This is a genomic window from Rhodospirillaceae bacterium, assembly GCA_002728255.1.
Classification (GTDB): domain Bacteria; phylum Pseudomonadota; class Alphaproteobacteria; order UBA7887; family UBA7887.
This window is the reverse complement of record PBWV01000019.1, coordinates 190,164-211,533: the sequence shown is the minus strand read 5'-3', so window position 1 is coordinate 211,533 and position 21,370 is coordinate 190,164. Positions and strand designations below refer to the sequence as shown.

The following is a 21,370-nucleotide window of genomic DNA, read 5'->3' as shown; positions in this document are numbered from 1 at the left end:
GAAAACACACCCGGGGGATTGTCTTATCTTTGACCAAAGAGTAATGCATGCTGGAGGAAATCTTCATGGACCCCTTTCTAAGTACGCAATTTATATGTCATACGGAGCAAACAATTCCCACGCGGCTAACCACCGCACTTTCTTTTTAAGAAGGCCCACCTACAGTAAAACTATTCCCACTGCATTGAAAAATCGTCTCATAGACGAACAGTTATTGCTACCACAACATGATTTATAAATCGGCGGACACATCTAGTGTAACATATAAGGAGATTATTCGTGTCATCAGAATTTTCAGAGACACCAATTTTTCTGATTGCTGAAGTTGGTATTAACCACAATGGTTCATTGGAACTCGCTAAACAGATGATAGATGCAGCGTCCGACGCTGGTTTCGACGCCGTAAAATTCCAAAAGCGCACTATCAATGCTGTTTATACAGAAGAGTACTTGGACAGCCACAGAGAGAGCCCGTGGGGAAATACACAGCGTGAGCAGAAGGAAGGTCTGGAATTTGGGTTGCAAGAATACAAGACAATAGACGCCTATTGCCAGAGTAAAAATATATCGTGGTCTGCATCCTGTTGGGATCAAGAAAGCTTACAGTTCCTCCAAGAATTTGACCCGCCTTTTCACAAAGTAGCTTCTCCAATGTTAGGGCATATCCCTCTAATCAGGGACATAGCGGCACAAGGAAAACGGACATTTATATCAACTGGAATGTCCACTCTGGAGGAAATAGATCAAGTTGTGGGTCTTTTTCGTAAAGCCCAATGCCCCTTTGAACTCATGCACTGTAATTCGACTTATCCCATGAATGTGGAAGAGGCTAATTTGCGAATGATCCCAGCACTCAAAAGCCGTTATGGCGTTCCGGTGGGATATTCTGGTCACGAAACAAGTCTAGTCACCGTTTGCATCGCTGCCCTCGCATTAGGGGCTACTTCCCTTGAAAGGCATGTGACATTGGACAGAACTATGTATGGCTCTGATCAAGCCGCATCTATAGAAACAAAAGCACTGCGAAGCTTTACATCAGCCGTGAGGGTATTTCCCAAAGTGCTTGGGAATGGCGAGAAAACTCTACAAGAATCAGAACAATCCGCCCGTGAGAAGCTCCGAAAAAATGTCCCTGGCTAACCCATATCGTCGTTTTCCCAAATAAGGTGTTATGAAAATGGCTGAAAATATCGCTATAATTCTTGCCAGAGGCGGATCCCAAGGTATTCCTGGAAAAAATATAGCCACGTTCTGCGGGAAACCACTGGTTGCGTGGACCATTGAACACTCTCTTGACGCACAACATATCGACAGCGTTTGGGTGAGTTCCGACGATACCAATATCCTTAACGTTGCTAAGGAGTATGGTGCGGAGGTAATTCCACGCCCTTCCCACATATCTGGTGATACAGCTTCATCGGAAAGTGGTTGGTTACATGCCCTCAAATATATTCAAGAAACAGGCCGCTCGGTAAAGTTAATTGTAGGGCCACAATGCACGTCTCCCGTCCGAAGCAGCGTGGACTTTGATGGAGCTATTCAACACTTCATTGAGCAAAACCTAGACTCGTTGTTCTCAGCAAGCTTGGTTACCGATTTCAACATCTGGAAGCCGTCCGCTGACGGCCAACTTTCTAGTTATACCTATGATTACAAAAACCGTGGCCGGCGACAAGAAAAGCCGGACCAATTCCTAGAAAACGGTTCTTTTTGGATCTTCACACCGGACTGCATTCAAAGCCACAATAACCGCCTAGGTGGTAAAATAGGCATATGGGAAATGGAACTCTGGAAAAGTTTTCAAATTGATGAACCCTCCGATTTAACTTTTTGCGAAGCCTTAATGAACTCTTTCCTTCTCAACGAAGGGTGCTCCACAAAATAAAAACTCACTCTTAATTAACACTATCAGATTACATAATCGTTATTCTGCCAAACACTCGGGGGAAATCATTAAACCGGATAAACCTCAAACGCTGGGACCTACACTTATAGGAGGTGCCGGAAGATCTGGGAAGACCTTACTTGCTGATGCTTTGTTTAATAGTCGAGGCCCGGTATTTGGGTTTCCGCTAGAGGCCGTCTTTCATGTATATGACAAACGCGTGTTTCTATTTTTCGAACAGCAGCTACACAAAATAGTTGAAGAGTACATCAACCGCCCTCGGTATATAGATGGTTCCCGCAGTGCAATAAAAACTCCGGCCGAATTTATCAATAGTCATGGCCGTCAGCTGCTTAACGACGTCCCAAAAACAATAGACAACCAAGTGTCGCTTTTAAGCTGGATATTACAACAAATAGCACTTTCACATGATAAGCGTACCTGGGCAGCCTTTGATCTTCATCCCGAATTTCGCTACACATTATATCGTTCAAAGATTCCTAATTTAAGATTAGCTGTAATGCAAAGGCAGCCAGAATCAGCTGTTGCCGCAGCCATGTACTGGCGAACTTGGCCACAGCCTCCCAGCGATCGACATACACGTTTCCGCAATATATTAGGCCTCTTAGCTCTTTCGCAGCAAGTGTCCCGCAATTTATCTCGAACAAATCCCAATGATGTAATCACGATGTCACTTGATTTACTTTGTGAGAAAAATGATCAAGAATTACGCAACGCCGCTAATTTTTTTCAAAGTGATAAAATAGATTTTTATTCAAACTTTGACTTTACTCCACACTTCCGATTTGAGAAGTCTCGAGGTTTCTACACCCCAGGTGGCACTTGGGAGCACCTATTAACCAAAAGTGAACTGGAGACAATTCGCTCAACCACACTGGGAAACCATAAAGGAATATACCTCAAATCTATAATCGCAGTTGGGTGGCGAAGACCAATTGCAGCCCGCAAATTATCGGAGTTTTACCTTTACCCGAAGCAGAGCTTAATCAGACAATTAAACGCTGTAAAACAATGCTGGACCGACACTAGGCACGGCCTGCGACTGAAACGCCAGGCCACTTTCCCATCTACTAACTCCTTGTCCCAGCATTTTTTTGTTGTTTCAGGGGCGCATGGCGTTGGCAAAAGTACCTCCCTAGGTATAGCACTCAATATACTTCAGGAAGAGGGGATCCCCGCCACGGGCTTTCACCATCGTCTCGACAAGATGCGCAGCAACCCTGAGAGGATACGACCATATAACAGCAAGGGCGTTCTCCGTACCTGTTGGCATCTTTTACCAAGCGCAATCCGATATCTCCTCCGTGCACTTATAGATGAATATACTTATGCTACATCGATTTTTTCTAAGCTTTTTGATATCTCCGAATCGGGACAAATAGCGCTTGCCGATCGTTATATATATGATCGTTTGACCGACCTAAAAATCCGCAAGCGCCCCTGGTACCATATTTGCGCCGTAGCAATATTTTGCCGATTGACACCACAGCCCGCCATGAGCTTCATACTCATTGACACACCCAAAAACATATACGATCGTAAACAAGAATTGGAGGAAAATGAAATAAATCGCTACCAAACACTACTACTTGAAACTACAAAAAAGAATAATGCATTCCTTAAAGTAATTCACATTGATCAAAGGGATGCTCACTCTGTCGCTAAGGAAATTGCGCTTAACATAAAAATATTTTTGCGCTGCAAGAAACCAGATTGAAATGGATAAAGTTTCGTCCTCAACCCCACTTGATATAGCTAGCTTAAGAGACGGAACTGCGGCCCTAAATGAGTTATCGTGGCATACCAACTACCACGACTATAGCGCCATATCTAATGCCATTACTACTCGCGTTCTTCAGGCCATTCTTCAGTTTCAGAAGAGTACTCTTCCCCGCATCCTGGGAGATGCAAAAGCCTACGATATAATAACCGACCTTGCTTTCATTTGCAGACTTGGGTTAGACCTTAATAACAACCCAACACCGCGCTATAGCCCAAGGGAAAGTCCTTTATTAGCCTTCCTAGATACGGGTAACACCCTAAACAATCTTTCTAGGATTCGGGTCTGGCACCACCCGCCTGATAGTACAATTTGGCCACGGATAAAGAAAACAGCCAAACGATGGATTACACATGGACAAGCAATTGCTGTGGCTAAGCACGACGATATTCTTAATCGGAATTACCTGCTTAGCGACTATCTCACATTGCACCCGGGTCGCCAAGTTGACTGGCCGGCCAACCTATTTAGTTGGAGAGAGCCTAGCCAAGGCAGAACAAAGTTTAATGATCTTACTATCTGTCTGACAGAGACTTTTAATTCTTTAGTATCCGAAAACCTGCCCGTGAAAGCGTTATTACTGAAGCGGCTGAAACAATTGGGGAATCTTTTAATACACTATCACTTAGGGAAAGCAGGGCTAGATTATACAATTATCAGTAGATCCACCCGCCGAAGGGCACTAGGACTCCGATTGCTCAGTGGCACACCAAAGCACCTTGGTCGTCTTACGTCATTTTTGTACCAGCAGGATGCCCGTCCAGTCATTCGCTTCGCACACGGCGGCGAACGGGCTTTTTTTGTTGATAATGAGTGGGCTGTGGCTGAGCTAGTAAATTGCGACAAGTACTATACCCATAGCACAGGAGAAGCCCACGCTATAAAAAAACGAATTGCAAATCGGGAGATCGCTGGATCCCCACAAGCAAATACAATAAAATTTCTTTCTAATGGATCAAGTCGACACCGACATATTTATGAAAATGGCCAAAAACGACGGCACGGTTCAAAAACAAGACAGGCATTATATGTGGCTGGCGGCTATCTGGGAGAGGCGTTGGCGGACTTCGCAAGTCGAAAGCCACCCGATGTTTTGTACCTAGACTGGCAAGTCTCACTTCTCAAGGAGTTGCGGTCACTTGGCTATCGCATAACCACCAAACTCCACCCCAGAGGGATAATGCCCAATAGATCGCTCTTGGAGCCCTATTCTGATAGGGTAATAACCGGGTTTTTTGACCCGCTCGACCACGAGGTAGATTTTCTAATCTTCGATTTCGCTGGCAGCGCCTTCTTCGATGCCCTCGCTTCCCACCACAATATTATTCTTGCCGACACAACCATTCGCGCCTTTGATAAAACAACCAAACCGGATTTACTAAAAAGGTGCAAAATCGTAAGCGCCTCTCAAGATGATCGGGGAAGATTTAGGGTTTCCCGTGATGATTTGGGCAATGCAATTGAATCTACATCAGATAACACGGGCTGTCCGCCCGATTTTTATAAGAACTACATAGCCCAATAGGTAATCACGTGCGCCAAGTTTCTCTGATAATGCAAAACCAACGACAACGCCTCCGCTCTCGCATAGCTAAAGTTGCCGCTAGTTTTTTACCAGTTTTCGCTCTCCGCCGTTTAATGGAACACACATTTATTAACTTTGGCGTCGAAACCACAAACTTGTGCAACGCTAATTGTTCTTTCTGCGGATATCGCTACATGCAACGTCCAAAACTCGAGATGAGTTGGAACCTATACAAGAAGGCCGTAGATGATTTTGTTGATAGTGGTGGCGGAAATCTGAATTTTACCCCAACAGTAGGAGACCCCCTCGTAGACCGGGACTTAGTGAAAAAGATACAGTATGCCCGCTCACAAGCCCGAATTGGTGATATCTTCCTCTACACCAATGCTATTCTAATTCAAAAATTTGGCTGTGAAACATTACTGAAATCCGGCCTGAGTCGCTTGGCTATATCAACATTCATAGGAAGTCGGGAGGGGTACTTAAAGTATTATGGGAATGATAAATACGAGAGAGTTGTACAAAACATCCTTGATATATCTCAGGCTAACTTAAAACTGGAGAGTCCCGTTAGAATAACTCTTCACCTAAGAGTAGAAGGAAGCCGCAAACTATGGCAAGGCACAAAAACATACAAAAAAATTGCTAAGCTAATTGGCGAAGAAAACATTGATTATCTTGATATTTATGACGCATGGGGAGGCCTCATAAAGAAAGATGACGTTCCTGAAGGAACATTCCTGGACGAGCCCTTGCCGCTGAAGGAAAAAATTGTGTCTCCATGCTTCGAGCTTTATCGGCGTCTTCATGTCCTCGCCGATGGGAACGTTGGCGCCTGTGTCTGTGTAGACCTAGAGAGCGAAATAAAAGTGGGCAACCTTAATACTCACACCCTTCAAGATATATGGCGCGGTCCTGCACTTAGACGATACAGGACAGAATGGCGCGCCGGAAAATTACCGAAGGTGTGCCAAACATGCACCAGATATGAAGGGGTAGATACATTTATAAAAAAGAACCGAAAAAGGGTAGTCATAGATTTCATGAGAAGGCAATTTCCCAAATTGTTAGACCAACTAACTAGGTAAACCCAATTGGCCTTAGAAACGAACTCTAACTCTATTTTCTTTAGTTATATGGGGCTATTCATAAGGTTTGCTCAATGGCGATTAGCTCTTTTAATATTTCTAATATTCATCGGAACGTTTATGGAGCTTTTGGGGGTAGTCACGTTGCTCCCACTTCTACAACTTTCCCTGGGTGAAGATCTCAATAACCCCATATCCCAAAAAGTCTTGGCCACAATCTCTAATCTCGGATTTAGCACTTCTTTTGCAAGCCTAGCGTTGATAATCTCGGCGATTTTTATCTTTAAGGCGTTAGTTTCTTTTGCCCAAAATTATTGGACCATTCGTACCATCGCCTTGGTTCGCCACTCTCTCCAAAGTTCTCTTGCTCGGGGATTAGAGCAGGCCCGATATGAATTTTATTTGGAACAAAAGACTGGATATCTGGCTAATTTAATGACGGTAGAAAGCGCCCGTTTTGCGGCCTCGCTCCGGATCTTCAGCCGCATTATTGTTTCCCTGGTTTATTCCCTTATATACATACCAACCATCATCGTACTAGAAATGGAAATTTCTCTTATAATTGTTGTGGTTGGAATGCTCGCCTTCCTTGTAGCGCGACCATTAATTCGCCATACCAAGGCTTTGTCCATGGATGTGTCCGATAAAACAGCCTCGCTGTCCTCCGAGATGGTACAATTTGTGGAGTCATTCGATTACCTGAAGGCAACCGCGAATTCTCGTAGGGTCAGACAACATGTGCTTAAGCGCGTCAATGACCTTGCAGATCGTCAAATCCGAATGGGTCGACGAACAGCTGCTTTAGGTGCCATTAAGGAGCCGCTGGCTGTGCTCTCTTTGCTAGGATACATATTCTACAATGTAGAAATGCTTAGTAGCTCCATGGCGAGCACGGTAGTGATAGCACTAATAATGTATCGAGTTCTTAGCCATGTCCTTACTCTTCCTCTTGCCATACAACGGCTCCACCAATTAATTGGAGGCGTCCATTATATATCTAATTTTTCCCGAGAAATATGGAAGGCCCACGAATGCAACGGAAGTATAGTTATAGACTCGTTAAATGACGATATCATTTTTCAGAATGTAAGCCTGCACAGGAAAAAACATCATATTCTTAAGGGCATCAATCTTACCATTCCGTATCATAAATCTGTTGCTATCGTTGGAGAATCTGGTGCTGGAAAAACTACGATCTTTCGTTTGTTGACCCGCCTAATAGTCCCTGATGAGGGGTCGATTACAATCGGCGAGCACAACTTCTCGGATTTAAATAACGAGGCATTCCGCAGTCGCCTCGGTTATGTGACGCAAGACCCTATGATTCTTAATGACACTATTGCGACTAACCTGACCCTCCGGTTAGGGCCTAACCAAAAAGAGAACAATATAGAAAAAATGAAGGAGGCTGCCCGTGCCGCTCACTGCCACGACTTTATCGAGGCGCTTCCCCAAAAATATATGACCCAAGTAGGTGAGCGTGGCGCTTCTCTCTCAGGGGGTGAACGACAACGCATTGCCATTGCAAGAGAACTGTACAAGGATCCCGATATTCTAATTTTTGACGAAGCCACCAATGCCCTTGATGCAGAAACCGATAAAATCGTGCAAGCATCCATAGAAAAACTTCATGGAAAGAGAACGATCGTTGTCATCGCCCATCGCTTGTCTTCTGTTGCCAAGTGTGACCATATCTACGTTATGGCAGCTGGCAGAATACTGGAAAGTGGTTCTTTTAAGAACCTTTACGAAAATAGGGGGTCGTTCTTTAGAAAAATGTGGGATCACCAAGTTGCTGATACGAAATAAGTAATGACTCCTATGAAACGAAATCTTGCCAACTTTGACCTCACTAATGCCATGGAATCCCTATACACCACTGGCCAATATTTTGTTAGAGTGCGGCCTGAAACGTCACAGGACCTGACAACTGACTATTGGGGTGAATCCACAGATCCCGATGGCATTCAGCGAAATAGGTTGAATGAGAAAAACCAGTATTTGGAAAATCTGAAAACTGAACTACATTTTATTTCCTGTCTAAAACCAGGTAGGCTGCTGGATATTGGTTGTGGTCCTGGCTGGCTTCTATCATGTGTTGATAACCACTGGTCCAAGTATGGCGTTGAACCATCTGCCCAAGCCTCAACAGAGGCTTCTCCGCATGGAATTATATATAAGGGGGTTTTTGAGACGGTTGACTATGACGATAGTTTTTTCGATCTTGTAATCGCCTACCATGTTATCGAACACATGAAGGACCCCGTGACTACACTCAGGAAAATTCGCGACCTTTTAAGGCCAGGTGGAACAATAATTGTCGGAACCCCTGATTTTGATTCAGGTTGTGCGCGGCGTTTCGGAAACAACTACCGGTTACTAAATGATCCTACTCATATTAGTCTCTTCTCTAATGACTCTATGCATAGATGTCTGCGTGATTGTGGCTTCCAAATACTAAAAGTAGATTATCCTTTTTTCTCTACCAAGTGGTTCAATCGCACTAATTTATTAAGATGTTTCAATACAAACCGCATTTCGCCACCTGCTTATGGAAACTTTATGACCTTCTACTGCCGAAAACCCTAAAGGAGAGACCGACTATGTGGCCAGGTTTTACAAAGCAACTTTGTTTCCTCGCGCTCCCCTTCATAGGGGTTAGCCTCTCCGTAACAGGTTCCATGGCAGAAGAAGACCGAGCCAACATTTGGAAGGATGACTGGGCTGTGGCACAGGGTTTTTCATTGGAAATTGATTCAACAGGATATCGATTTCCATCAGATATAGAGTTTGTCCCTAACCCCGGAAACGAGCCGCTTTCGCCTCTATACTACGTCATAGAATTGAAGGGAGCTCTAAAAGTGGTAACCCGAAACCGGGAGGTATACACAGTCGCCGATAACTTTTTACCCGTCCCACTCAAAGAAGAATTTCAAACACTGGGAGCTGCAGGCCTTTGCTTGGATCCGCTCAATGGCTTCATTTTTATTTCCTTCGGCTATTTGGATAAAACCCAGGTGTTTCGAAACGGCCTAGTGAGATTCCAATCAAATCCTGGTACTTTCAGCTTGGAGGCAAAGGACCCCAAATTTCTTCTTGATATATTTGCGAATGAAAGAAGTGATACCAGCCACCAAATAGGCCCCTGTGTCATCGATGGCCATCAGCTCTTTGTGCCAGTTGGTTATGGAAAGGAACGCCACGAAAGCCAGAACCTAGCCTCTGCGCTAGGATCGGTATTGCGAATGGACTTAGACCTAGAACCATACGCTGACAATCCCTTTTTCGTTGATGATGGTCAGACAACATCTACGGACTTTATATGGTCCTACGGACACAGAAATATTTTTGGCCTTGTACTGGCTAAGAGCCGCCTATTTGCAACAGAAAACGGCGGATTTATAGATCGTTTTCTTGAAATCAACAGAGGTGAAAATTATTTGTGGGAGGGGAACGATTGGTCTTTTGCCGCAAGAGCTAACTATATATTTGGGCCAGCAGTGGGTTTAGTCCAACTGGATTTTCTAGAATCTGAGAGCAATATTTTCCCCGATCCGTACACAAACAAGTTCTTCATCGCCCTGGCCGGCACACCTGGTGCCCAAGGACCAAGCATGAGAGGACAAAGAACCGTCGTGGTGTTTGACTACGACTTTGACAATAATAGAGCCGCCACACCGCCTAAGCAGCTTTTAGCCTACCGCGGCAACGGTTACCAACTCCCTGTCTCCGTCCAGTTCGGGCCAGACGGCCTGTATTTGGTTGCGATGATGCCCCAAAATGATGGAACAACCCCCATCTTAAAGCTCTCTTACAACCCTTCCATCGGGCATCCCCATATAATTGAACAAGACACTCGGCCAACCGCCTTGCTCAGTCGTTATGGTTGCCGGGACTGCCATCAGATTTCCGGTATGGGGGGGAATTTTGGCCCTCCCTTAGACTCCACCCTAATTGCTTCAATTGGAGCTCGGATAAATAATCAAAACTATGCCAAACAAGTGGCGCTCGTCGACACATTGGAAAGTGCTCCCTTTGTGGAAACCTACGATGCAAGACACAATGTACTTGCTTCTTCGGAAAAGGATCGTCTCCTAGTCTGGCTGACCCACTATCTTCAGGAACCGGCCTTTGATAATCCGCAATCGCAGATGCCGAACCTAGGTCTCACCCCACAACACGCGGCCGTCGTTGCAACCCACTTGATCCAAATCAACGAGCCAAAAAGCCAGCAAGAAAAAGCGATAAGTTCCCTTGATCGGCTTAGGTTTTTCATAGCGTATCTCCTTCCAGAATTGCGATATCGACATATTTTGGTAGCATTTGCAATGGGCACAGTCGCAACCATTATTTTCACCCTTAGTATTTGGATGCCATGGTCCCGCCGTTCCCATGGAAGGAAAAAGCAGAGTTCATAGCTTAATATGTGTGGGTTCGTAGTTTTATGCCAAAAGGAACGCCTTTTCTCCAGCCCACTGCTACGGAGGCTAGAAAAAGACATTCTACATAGGGGGCCAGACTCAGGAGGAATGATTGCCGAGCCCGGGATAGCCATGGTTTTTCGAAGGCTGGCTATACTGGACCCTGGATCCACCTCCGACCAACCCATGACCGATCCCACAGGCCGCTACTCCTTAGTATTCAATGGTGAGATCTATAATTTCAGAAAGCTCCGAAGGGAACTAGAGCAAAAAGGATACCTGTTCCAAACCGAGGGAGATACAGAAGTACTTCTTCATGGTTACGCTCATTGGAAAAAAAAGCTATTTCCCAAAGTTGAGGGAATGTTTTCACTTGTAATTTTTGATCGACACAGGTGCGAGGTGATAGCGGCACGTGATACCCTTGGAATAAAGCCTTTGTACATACTCAAAAGAGGTCATTTAATTGGTTTTGCCACAGAAATGCGTTCCTTCGCTGGGATCACTCCATTTGAGGTAGATACCAACGCCTTGCCTGAACTTCTAATTTTTCGCTATGCTTCAGGAACATTAAGTAACATCTCAGACATTGAGCTGCTTCCGGGAGGATATACATGCACTGCTAATATTAATGATGCCAGGACAAAGCCTGAACAATTTGACGACCCTTTGGAGCACCTGAACTCCGATAACTCCTTGAGCCAAGACGATGCGGTACAATTATCAAAGGAAACAGTATATGCCTCGGTTAAGGCTCACCTGGTCAGTGATGTAGGCTATGCCGTACAACTTTCGGGGGGTGTCGACTCTAGCCTTGTGACGGCGATAGCTGCAAAGGAAACTGCCGGAACACTTACATCATATGGCGTTCACATACCAGGATACCCACAGGACGAGCGACCCTATCGTCGCATTATCCAAAAACGCTTAAACCTAGAACATCATGAAGTAACACTGGACAATAACGATTTTGCCGATGCCCTGCCGCGGGCCATTAAACACATGGAGGGTCCAGTTCCACACTATGGCTGCGTAATGTTGATGCTATTGTGCGAAACCATTCGTAAAAAACACAAAGTGGTCCTAACGGGCGAGGGGGCCGATGAGCTATTTGGCGGATACAAACGATATGACATCTGGCGAAAACTAAAGAGGAACGGTCTATTTGCCGATCTAGTCCCCGGTTTTCTTTGGCCCATTCTTCAACGCTGGCGAGAAATCCAAAAGTTCTCAGGCAGAGATGCAGCGATTTTCGGAGCCGTTTATCATGATATTCTCGAATTAGAAGAACTTTTCCCACCCCTGATTCACAGAGGTGGCCAGCGTGAAGACACTGCCTCCCGATTCTTGGATTTCCGGGAAAGGATGTTTGCAGTTGATCAAACCTCATATTTATCATCGCTTTTGATGAGACAAGATAAAATGGCTATGGCGGCCTCCGTAGAGGCACGGGTGCCCTTCAGCCACGCCCCCCTGGCCAAGAAAATCAATCGAATACCAGTTCAACTTCGGGCCCCGGGTGGTGATACCAAACCCATACTCAAAAGGGTTGCAAAGCAATTTCTCCCATCGGAGATAGTGGATCGCCGCAAAGTCGGTCTTGCATTGCCACTTCGAAGTTGGCTTGAAAATGAGACCGGATTGGGTAGATATTTAGATCTACTAGTACAACCCGATAGCCAGCTTGCTTCGTATTCTGACCCTAAAAAAGTCCGCACCGCAGTGGACGACTTTCGAAACAAAAGGAACAAGAAACCCATACCGTTGGAACACCTAATAAACTTAGAGCTTTGGCTAAGGTCAGTAGCTGATATACGTAATGCCAATGCACCTCGGTTAGATGATGCATAAAATTCACATTCTCACTAAGGGCTTTCAGTCTCCTAACGGAATTGCATTCTTATTTCCATTCATTGTGTATCGAAAAGAACTCGCGGATTGCGGTATTCAAACTAAATTTTTCACGTCCATTGCACACCCGAAGCTATGCGATTGCGATGTGCTGTTTATAGAAAGTCGCAGCGTTAGCCATCGATGGGAAGTTGAGGGAGATCAGGCGGTCTTGATGGACTTATCAAGGCTAGCGGAGAGCGTGCCCTTAGTGTGGTTTGATATTTCGGACAGCAGTGGCTGGCTTCAGCCCCAAGTCCTGCCGTTTGTCCGCTGGTACTGCAAAGGCCAATTACTCAAAGATAAGTCCCTATACATGAAAAAATTATACGGGAATCGACTTTGGGCTGACTACTATCACCAGTCCTTTGGGGCAACTGATTCTACACCTGCTCGGAACCGAGTGCTGACCGATCCGAGTCGCCTTGGCCAGCTCAGATTATCATGGAATTCAGGCCTGGCGAACTACAGTATGTACGGCCCTCATATCATGGGATTAAGAAGGTTTATCCCGATCAACGCACTCTTTTGGCTTCCCAAAAAATTCGTACCATCTAACTCCGAGAGGACCGTGGCCCTATCTTGCCGGATGGGAACCAAGTATGAACGGGAAACCGTTTCCTACCAGCGCAAGAAAATTCAAACACTCTTAAAAGATAGGCTCAGCACCAGGAAGCTGAGCCGGCGGGCTTACTACCAGGAAATGCGGGAAACACGATTGGTAATATCTCCATTTGGTTTCGGGGAGATCACACTCAAGGATTTTGAGGCGACCCTCTGTGGAGCCACCCTATTGAAACCAGATATGTCCCATATGGAGACCTGGCCTAACCTTTTTGTATCTGGAAAAACAATTTTAACCCATTCCTGGGACCTATCAGATTTCATGGAGAAGCTGAGCATGGCCTATTCATGTCCCCATCAACTGAAAACGTTGGCTGAGTGTGCACAACAAACCTACCGGGAAGAGCTCGAAAAAAAAACAAGCGAGATAGGCTTCTGCAACCGTGTTGTTAGTATCGTCCACGACACAGTCTCAACTATCGAACCCGATGCAACGTAAAAAGCTCGTAATAGCACTTCCGACTTCAACCTTTTTACCTGCCATTGGGGGGGTAGAGATAGGTCTCCATAACATCGCTTCTGGACTACTGGCGCAGGGACATACCCCAATCGTTATTGCACCAGCAACCAACGTACGACAAATACAAGAAACTGGCCGCAGGTTAGCATACAAGCTCATCACGATGCCTCCAAAAACTATCTCTTTCACCCAAAACTTTCCAGAAACCGCCACTCTACTACTTGCAAGCTTTTTCAGAATTTTACAGTGGAAATATCGTTTTGATATCTGGCACGGCACGGTAGGATTCCCCATTGGCGTAGCTTTGGCACGCTTTGCTGAAAAGGATGTTCCTCATATTATCAGATGCGCAGGCGAAGACATCCAAGTTAACCATGACCTTGGATACGGCATGCGGCTCGACCCCCGTATCGACCAAATTATTAGAAAGTGGCTTCCGCGAGCTGATGCTCTGTCTGCTATTACGAAGTCAATGGCTCGAGAGTATGACGATATTAAAATAATAAGTGAAAAGGTATGGAACATCCCGAATGGGGTCGATCTACCCCGATTTCAACGCCCGTTTGACACTGTTTCTATTCGCAAAGAATTTGGAATAAACAACGATGCCTTTCTCTATCTCTCAGTAGGGCGGCACCATCCAAAAAAGGGGTTTAGCGACCTAATATCGGCTGCCGCTTTGTTAAGGAAAAAGGCTAGTCGGCCGTTCCGTTTGGCTATTGCGGGTAAGCACACAGAAACTCTCAAGAACCAGGTGGCAAAACAAGGCCTGACTGAACACGTTCATCTGCTTGGTGAAATTTCTGATCAAGACGCCGAAGGAAGTCCCTTTGAGGCACCAAGTAATAAATTAGTTGGACTGTACAAAAGTGCAGATGCGTTCGTCTTTCCATCACATGTCGAATCCTTTGGAATAGCCATTATTGAGGCAATGGCGGCAAGCCTTCCGATAATCACTACAGATGGACCCGGCTGCCGGGACGTGATAGGCCAAGGAAAGTATGGAATAATGGTGCCCGTAAAGGACCATGAAGGGCTAGCGGAAGCAATGAACCAACTCTTGTCCCACAAGGATCTCAGGGAGAAATACATTAACATTTCAAGAGAACGGGCATTAGTGTTTGCGTGGCGGTCAATTGTAAATCAATACCTTGAGGCCTATCGTACAATAATTAGGCGGAAAGCATTGTAAGTGATGAAAAATGGGGACACCTCAAAGTTATTTGTGATTATTGGTTCGTTGGACATTGGGGGCACTGAAAATCATTTGCTTCGGGTCATGCCTAAATTACAAGGTAACGGCTTGGAGATTTCAATAATCGCTTTTCGGGCTCGGGGCGCTCTCGCTAATGAAATGGAACGCAAAAATGTGCCCGTACTGTCTCCTCCACCTACCAAATGGATTGCGCGCCAAAGGTTTATTAGACGCACCTTTATTGTCTTTTGGCTAGGATTCACCCTAGCCCGCGAACGCCCCAATATTGTCCATTTCTTTTTGCCCGAGGCCTACCTCCTTGGGGGGGTATGGTCTTTCTTTCTTGGAATTCCCTTTCGGATAATGAGCCGACGGAGCCTAAATTTTTATCAAAAAAAACACCCTTTAGGCGCTTGGATTGAACGCTATTTACATAAAACTATGGACGTGCTGGTCGGGAACAGCAAGGCCATTATACGAGACTTAGAGAAGGAAAGCGCCAACTCAAAAGCCCGGATACAACTAATATACAATGGCATCGACCCCAATGAATTTGTTGAAAAACTAAAACCTGATGAAGTGCGACGAGAACTCAACATTCCAGCTCAGGCACTTGTATTTATTACTGTGGCCAATTTCATTCCCTATAAGGGGCACAAGGATCTTCTCAAGGCACTAGCAAATGTTAAGGGTAAACTGCCAGACCCTTGGCGATTAATTTGTGTCGGCCGAAACGATGGTATTCTCAACAACCTAGAACAGAGCGCAAGTCACCTCGGAATAAGTCAAAATGTGATTTGGCTTAGTTCACGCAGGGACATCTACGACTTGATGAAAGCATCAGATATTGGCATATCAAGTTCTCACGAAGAGGGTTTGTCTAATTCAGTGCTGGAAGGAATGGCTTTGGGGATTCCTATGATAGTGACTGATGTCGGCGGAAACACCGAGTTGATCACCGACCAGGAAACCGGGCTAGTTGTTCCCGCAAGAAGCCCTAGCCTACTAGGCGAGGCCTGTGAGTATCTCGCCCAAAATGCCGAGCTGAGAAATTCTATGAAACAAGCAGGAAAGAGGCGGGCGTTATCAAAATTTTCCATGGAGGTATGCGTTAGCTCCTATTTTCGATTGTACAATTCCTTGACCACTCCAGGGTAAACTTGGTGCAGGCCTGAATATGTGTGGAATAGCTGGCAGTTTCAGACTAATGGATCATGGCTCATCTTCTGATGCTATAGCAGAATTACGTAGCGCCGTAAGAGCGCTAACCCATCGCGGTCCTGACGACTCTGGGGAATGGTCGGACCAGCGAGCCGGCATATCTCTAGGTCACCGAAGGCTTTCAGTTGTAGACCTCTCACATCGAGGCCATCAACCAATGATTTCTAGGGACGGCCGGTTCGTGTTAAGCTACAATGGTGAGGTATACAATGCGCCCTCACTAAAAGGCTCGCTCTCTCAGATGGGGATAACATTCAAGAGTCGGTCGGATACGGAGGTTTTGGTTGAAGCCATCAGCAACTGGGGATTGCGCAAAACCCTTACGGCATTAAATGGTATGTTTGCTCTAGCTGTCTGGGACCGGAAAGATAGATGCCTTCATTTAGCTCGGGATCGCTTTGGCCAAAAGCCAATATATTATGCTTGGGCTGGAAAGTCGCTCGTGTTCGGCTCGGAATTGGCCGCTATAAAGGAATTCAGAAATTTCCCCGCGAATATAAACAGAGATGCTATTTCATTATTGTTGCGACACAGTAGCGTGCCTGCACCACATACAATTTACTTAGACTGCTGGAAGTTAGTCCCCGGTGCTATCCTAAGTGTTGATTACGAAACACTCCGCAGCCACTCTGTCCCTCAACCGAAGTTCTATTGGTCTGCAAAGGAATGTGCAGAACAAAATCTTGGCAATCCCCTCAAAACAAACGATCCAGAACTTTCGAAACAACTAGATGCGGTGTTGCAAGGGGCTGTCGCCGACTGCATGCTATCTGATGCACCCCTTGGAGCTTTTCTATCGGGCGGCATAGATTCTTCAACAATTGTAGCCCTAATGCAGAAATGCAGCTCACGCCCTGTTAAAACTTTCTCTATTGGTTTCTCCGAGGCGTCGTACAATGAGGCTGATGCTGCTGCATCCATTGCACAACACCTGGGAACCGAGCATACGGAACTCTACGTCACGCCCAGTGAAGCTCAAGCAGTGATCCCAAAGTTACCTACTATGTACAGTGAGCCTTTTGCCGATTCTTCACAAATTCCAACCTATATAGTATCAAATCTTGCGAGAGAAAAAGTTACGGTCGCCCTATCGGGAGATGGCGGAGACGAACTTTTCGGTGGTTATAATCGTTATGTTTGGTCGCGCAATATGGGAAAAATAATAGGAAACACACCACTACGGCTACGCCAAAACATCTCAAAAGCTATTTGCTCGATCCCATCACAGAGATGGGATACCTTCTTTATGAGAGTTTCCCCATTTATACCTCAGTCACTACGTCAAGCACAGTATGGTGAAAAAATTCATAAGTTGGCCGGGATTATGAATGCTAAGGATAAAGAAGACATCTACTGGAAGTTAATTTCCCAGTGGCAGAACCCCCATAACGCGCTTCTCAAGAGCACAGAACCTGCCACCCTTTTAAGTGAAAGACACAACTGGTCTTCCATTAGTAACTTCCAACACCAAATGATGTTAATGGATACAGTTACATACCTACCGGACGATATTCTGGTAAAACTAGACAGGGCTAGTATGTCGGTAGGCCTCGAGGCACGCGTACCTTTCCTTGACCATCGGGTATTCGAATTTTCTTGGCGCTTGCCCATAGAGACAAAGATTTATAAGAACTCAGGGAAGAGAATATTAAAACAAGTTTTAGCTAAGTATATTCCCAGGCACCTCTTCGAACGACCAAAAATGGGGTTCGGTGTCCCGATTGGAGACTGGCTAAGAAGAGATCTCCGATCTTGGGCAGAGGATTTATTATCAGAACATGACCTAAAACGGGGTGGTTTTTTCGAGGCTGGTACTGTCCGTCGTCTTTGGCTAGACCACCTGAAAGAGAACAGAAATCACCAACATCGTCTGTGGCCCGTGCTAATGTTTCAGGCTTGGCTCCATGCTCAGTAACGGGACATCGTGCCATGCAGGTTAAATATCCAAGCTGGGCACCCTCCGAGGGCGGTGTGCTTTGTGGACTTGCCATAATAACCCCAATCACAGCAGCTCTCGCGCCTCTCTTAATCGGGGTCCCTGGAATAGCCGCTGCCACAATAATCTTATTGCACAGGTTTCTACACAGAACGCGCCTTTTGCCGACCCCATCCCACCCGTTTGCATTGACGGCGTTAGGCTTAGCACTATGGGGCTGCGCATCAGCTCTCTGGTCAGTAAATGAGACACAAAGCCTCCTGGCAGCACTGCGCATCTTAGCAATTAGCTGTGTACTTATTGTGCTACTTAGTGCCGCATTGAATATTGAACCTGAGGACAGCCATAACGTTGGCAAGTTTCTCGCATTTGGTATGCTTTTAGGTGTACTGGTCACGCTACTCCGAACGGGCGCAATTACGGCTATCACCATTTGGATTAACCAGGAGGAGATGGCGGCCCATAAGCTAACTGCCTTAAATAGGACTGCCAGTATCCTCGCTATTTTAGTATGGCCCTCTGTTTTTTGCCTAACCAAGAGTTTTGGGTTACTGGTGGCTGCAGCCTTCCTAGGAATAACCTTCGTCGCAATCCTTCTACTCGGCCCCACGGCTCCCTCTCTTGCCTTAGCACTTGGAGCTTGTGGATTTTTTGTCGCCTGGCTCAAACTCCGCGTGGCAACCACATTAGTGTGTGTGTCTTTCGTTGCCTCCATTGCAGTGATCCCGTTCTTTCCCCAGCTCTCTCCTTGGGCCACCCAGTTTCTAATAGCCAACGTCACTGACAATACAGCCGAGATCCACCGATTTGTTATATGGCAGTTTGCCGCGGACCACGTGTTGCAACGCCCATTTCTCGGGTGGGGCCTAGATACAGCTCGCATCTTTCCAGGTGGTGACACAGAGCTCTTTGTCAACACAACTACCGAGGGAGTGGCTGTTACCGCGCCAGCTATACCACTGCACACTCATAACGCGGCCCTACAAATTTGGCTGGAGTTAGGCGCAGTTGGCTTACTGTTATGGGGCACCTTATTCTTGTTAACCATTCGTAACCTAAGAGCAAACACCAGACTTTATGCAGCCGCCACTATAGGAACCTTAAGTTCCGCACTGGTGGTTGCCCACCTTTGTTTTGGCATCTGGCAGGGATGGTGGCTAGCGACCCTGGGTATGACTGCTATGTTTATGATTGCAATTAGAAAACATGATATACCGCCGCCTTCTAGCACAACGAATTTAGGTATGAATCATGAAACAGCCTGATGTCCTTTTTATGGGCTATTCTAAGGCAGGCTCTACATTCCTTCAGAAATTTTTTCAAACCCATCCGCAAGTTTTTATAGATCGAATTGCAGCTCGCCACCTATTTTCGCCAAGTCGAGTAACCTTCTCAGAGAAAGAACGAAGGCAAGCCGGACAAGCCAAGTTGTATATTTCCATGCAAGAGCGTCTCTGTGAATCTGTAATATATAAGAAGCCCGAGTTATGGCCTCAACTCAAATGGGAAAGTGTTCCATGGAATGATTTGAGTAAAGCTATCGACATAGCTCCAAGAAAAATCGCCTCTGCGTGGCGCACCCGCTTTCCAAACAGCAAGGTTCTAATGGTAGTCAGAGATCAGGTTACATGGTTAAGTTCAGCATACAGCTATTACCTTGATCACTTGCAACCGGGACACCGCTCTTTCATAGACTTTTGCTCCACATCAAAAGGAAAAGTGTTATTACGAGCCGGCCACTATGACCTCACGATACAAGCTTACATTGATGAATTTGGCCCTGAAAATGTTAAAGTATTAAGTTTCACTCAACTCTCAGAAAATAGAACTGACTTTCTCAGAGAACTCTGTGAATTTTTCGACCTCAGTCCAATGCCTTTTACTGCCCCTCCACAAAACTCTGGACGCTCAAAAACGGCAGCCAAGATATTAAAACACTTACCAAGATGGGCCCCGGACACTCCGAGCCTAAGAAAATTAGGCAAACAGCTCGTGCCCCTTCTGGGTTCCAAGAGCAAATATACGCTGTCATCCGAGGAGAAGAGGTTTGTCCAAAGTTTTTACGATCTCAGCAACCTTAGAATGATGCAGCTTTTAAGCGGAGCAAAGAGCTTCAAACTGTAAGGTCAGTAGAATGAAAATCGTTCTGCTCCACACAATACCTAAACCACGTTGCCGTGCTCTCCTGAAGCCCTGTTCACGTGCGCAAAATGCAGCCTGCCAAAGAATACCCAACTCCAAAGCCCATCAGAACCACCGTCATGCCCGAACGGAGCACGTCGGCACCCAGGGCCTCCTTCATTGCAACGGGTATAGTAGCAGAAACTGTATTTCCTACTTCCCTATAGTTTCTAAAGATTTTTTCCTCGTCCAAGGCTAACTTGGATCCAATGCGATCTAATACAACCTTACTCGCCTGATGAAAAATAAATAAATCAACTTCCTCTACCGACAAAGATGATCTGTTCAGCAGTTCGTGGACATACTTAGGAACTGCTTCCATGGTGAAATCTAAGACTTTAGGCCCATTCATATGAAGAACCTGGCGTCCCAATCCGTCATTATCGGATTTATGGAGAAGGGTTAAGTTAGGCGCACCACTACCATCCGTAGCGAATACAAACGGGCCAATATCACCCTCACCATCATTAACCACTAGAGCCGCGCTTGCGCCATCACTAAATATGGGACGGCACGTTCTGTCGTGAGGGGAAATATACTTGCTATAGGCCTCCGCACAGACAACCAAACAACTATCAATAGCTTGGCTTTTGATAAGCCCACTAGCTACTGACAAACCATACACAAAACCAGAACAACCTTGGTTAAGATCAAAGGCTAAACATGCCTCCTCTAACCCTAAAGTCTCGTGGAGAAGACACGCTGTAGTTGGTATTGTCGATTCAGGCGACTGGGTAACATAAATCAAGCCACCCACCTTACGTTTTCCAGTTCGCTGAAATAGGCGGTTGCACGCGCCTTCGGCTAACTGCAAAGGTGTTTCGTTAGATGCCAAAAGATGTCGGCGCTCAACGCCCGTTTTGGCAAATAAGCGGTCGATTTGCCACTCGGGATTATCGTCAGATAAGTCGGAAAGACCCTCCACTCTTGAGCCAAGCTGAAATTCTATAGCTTCGATCCGCATTTTCTCTACCTAAAGTACCTAAGCCCTTACCAGGCTCTTAAAATTCTGTTATGACATTAAACATCCATCCAGCTGGCGTCAAAAATAATGACACCAATACCCCCTGCAGCGTGTTGTGGTGGTCTCGAGTAAAAGATGAATGGCCGGAAATAAATCCCATGTTAATGTTTAATAATGGC

16 protein-coding genes are annotated in these 21,370 nt (G+C 45.8%); 15 read left to right on the top strand and 1 reads right to left on the bottom strand.

Going from position 1 to position 21,370, the window contains the following annotated elements:
• The first annotated feature begins 366 nt into the window (after positions 1-366).
• The 15 genes from CMM32_05485 (at position 367) to CMM32_05415 (ending at position 20,170) form a co-directional block, all read left to right on the top strand.
• Complete coding sequence (locus CMM32_05485; protein ID MBT06354.1) at positions 367-1,140, top strand: N-acetylneuraminate synthase; 774 nt, start codon at positions 367-369, stop codon at positions 1,138-1,140.
• A 31-nt stretch (positions 1,141-1,171) separates the two neighbouring features.
• Positions 1,172-1,885, top strand: a complete 714-nt coding sequence (locus CMM32_05480; protein MBT06353.1) for an acylneuraminate cytidylyltransferase — start codon at positions 1,172-1,174, stop codon at positions 1,883-1,885.
• A 151-nt stretch (positions 1,886-2,036) separates the two neighbouring features.
• Positions 2,037-3,623, top strand: a complete 1,587-nt coding sequence (locus CMM32_05475) for a hypothetical protein (protein ID MBT06352.1) — start codon at positions 2,037-2,039, stop codon at positions 3,621-3,623.
• 1 nt (position 3,624) lies between these two features.
• Positions 3,625-5,211: a hypothetical protein gene (locus tag CMM32_05470; GenBank protein ID MBT06351.1), complete on the top strand. Its 1,587-nt coding sequence runs from the start codon at positions 3,625-3,627 to the stop codon at positions 5,209-5,211.
• Positions 5,212-5,240: 29 nt separating this feature from the next.
• A complete protein-coding gene (locus CMM32_05465; protein MBT06350.1) occupies positions 5,241-6,299 on the top strand; it encodes a hypothetical protein in 1,059 nt (352 codons plus the stop codon).
• Positions 6,300-6,305: 6 nt separating this feature from the next.
• Positions 6,306-8,108: a hypothetical protein gene (locus CMM32_05460; GenBank protein ID MBT06349.1), complete on the top strand. Its 1,803-nt coding sequence runs from the start codon at positions 6,306-6,308 to the stop codon at positions 8,106-8,108.
• A 3-nt stretch (positions 8,109-8,111) separates the two neighbouring features.
• Positions 8,112-8,888: a hypothetical protein gene (locus CMM32_05455; GenBank protein ID MBT06348.1), complete on the top strand. Its 777-nt coding sequence runs from the start codon at positions 8,112-8,114 to the stop codon at positions 8,886-8,888.
• Positions 8,816-10,717, top strand: a complete 1,902-nt coding sequence (locus CMM32_05450; protein MBT06347.1) for a hypothetical protein — start codon at positions 8,816-8,818, stop codon at positions 10,715-10,717. The genes CMM32_05455 and CMM32_05450 overlap by 73 nt, the downstream gene beginning before the upstream one ends.
• Positions 10,718-10,723: 6 nt before the next feature.
• Entirely contained in the window at positions 10,724-12,571 is a 1,848-nt protein-coding gene (asnB, locus tag CMM32_05445) for an asparagine synthase (glutamine-hydrolyzing) (protein ID MBT06346.1), read from the top strand.
• A complete protein-coding gene (locus CMM32_05440; protein ID MBT06345.1) occupies positions 12,564-13,673 on the top strand; it encodes a hypothetical protein in 1,110 nt (369 codons plus the stop codon). The genes asnB (CMM32_05445) and CMM32_05440 overlap by 8 nt, the downstream gene beginning before the upstream one ends.
• Positions 13,663-14,886 carry a hypothetical protein gene (locus CMM32_05435; GenBank protein ID MBT06344.1) on the top strand — a complete coding sequence of 408 codons (1,224 nt, stop codon included), beginning with the start codon at positions 13,663-13,665 and terminating at the stop codon, positions 14,884-14,886. The genes CMM32_05440 and CMM32_05435 overlap by 11 nt, the downstream gene beginning before the upstream one ends.
• Positions 14,887-16,047 (top strand): hypothetical protein, encoded by a 1,161-nt coding sequence (locus CMM32_05430; GenBank protein ID MBT06343.1) that lies wholly within the window; start codon positions 14,887-14,889, stop codon positions 16,045-16,047.
• Positions 16,048-16,066: 19 nt separating this feature from the next.
• On the top strand, positions 16,067-18,025 hold the full coding sequence (asnB, locus tag CMM32_05425) for an asparagine synthase (glutamine-hydrolyzing) (GenBank protein ID MBT06342.1): 1,959 nt from the start codon (positions 16,067-16,069) through the stop codon (positions 18,023-18,025).
• Between the two features lie 14 nt (positions 18,026-18,039).
• Positions 18,040-19,311: a hypothetical protein gene (locus CMM32_05420; GenBank protein ID MBT06341.1), complete on the top strand. Its 1,272-nt coding sequence runs from the start codon at positions 18,040-18,042 to the stop codon at positions 19,309-19,311.
• Positions 19,298-20,170, top strand: coding sequence for a hypothetical protein (locus CMM32_05415; protein ID MBT06340.1), 873 nt, complete (start codon positions 19,298-19,300; stop codon positions 20,168-20,170). The genes CMM32_05420 and CMM32_05415 overlap by 14 nt, the downstream gene beginning before the upstream one ends.
• Before the next feature lie 73 nt (positions 20,171-20,243).
• Here CMM32_05415 and CMM32_05410 read toward each other — a convergent pair whose 3' ends face one another.
• The gene (locus tag CMM32_05410; GenBank protein MBT06339.1) at positions 20,244-21,191 is read right to left on the bottom strand and encodes a 3-oxoacyl-ACP synthase; all 948 of its coding nucleotides are present in this window, start codon (positions 21,189-21,191) and stop codon (positions 20,244-20,246) included.
• Between the last annotated feature and the right edge of the window lie 179 nt (positions 21,192-21,370).

What these genes read in the sequence shown, in the direction of transcription:
- CMM32_05480 (MBT06353.1), top strand. Translation starts at nt 1,172, where the DNA reads ATGAAAATGGCTGAAAATATCGCTATAATTCTTGCCAGAGGCGGATCC.
- CMM32_05415 (MBT06340.1), top strand. Translation starts at nt 19,298, where the DNA reads ATGAAACAGCCTGATGTCCTTTTTATGGGCTATTCTAAGGCAGGCTCT.
- asnB (MBT06342.1), top strand. Translation starts at nt 16,067, where the DNA reads ATGTGTGGAATAGCTGGCAGTTTCAGACTAATGGATCATGGCTCATCT.
- CMM32_05440 (MBT06345.1), top strand. Translation starts at nt 12,564, where the DNA reads ATGCATAAAATTCACATTCTCACTAAGGGCTTTCAGTCTCCTAACGGA.
- CMM32_05435 (MBT06344.1), top strand. Translation starts at nt 13,663, where the DNA reads ATGCAACGTAAAAAGCTCGTAATAGCACTTCCGACTTCAACCTTTTTA.
- CMM32_05470 (MBT06351.1), top strand. Translation starts at nt 3,625, where the DNA reads ATGGATAAAGTTTCGTCCTCAACCCCACTTGATATAGCTAGCTTAAGA.
- CMM32_05450 (MBT06347.1), top strand. Translation starts at nt 8,816, where the DNA reads ATGTTTCAATACAAACCGCATTTCGCCACCTGCTTATGGAAACTTTAT.
- CMM32_05485 (MBT06354.1), top strand. Translation starts at nt 367, where the DNA reads ATGATAGATGCAGCGTCCGACGCTGGTTTCGACGCCGTAAAATTCCAA.
- CMM32_05455 (MBT06348.1), top strand. Translation starts at nt 8,112, where the DNA reads ATGACTCCTATGAAACGAAATCTTGCCAACTTTGACCTCACTAATGCC.
- CMM32_05420 (MBT06341.1), top strand. Translation starts at nt 18,040, where the DNA reads ATGCAGGTTAAATATCCAAGCTGGGCACCCTCCGAGGGCGGTGTGCTT.
- CMM32_05465 (MBT06350.1), top strand. Translation starts at nt 5,241, where the DNA reads ATGCAAAACCAACGACAACGCCTCCGCTCTCGCATAGCTAAAGTTGCC.
- CMM32_05410 (MBT06339.1), bottom strand. Translation starts at nt 21,191, where the DNA reads ATGCGGATCGAAGCTATAGAATTTCAGCTTGGCTCAAGAGTGGAGGGT.
- asnB (MBT06346.1), top strand. Translation starts at nt 10,724, where the DNA reads ATGTGTGGGTTCGTAGTTTTATGCCAAAAGGAACGCCTTTTCTCCAGC.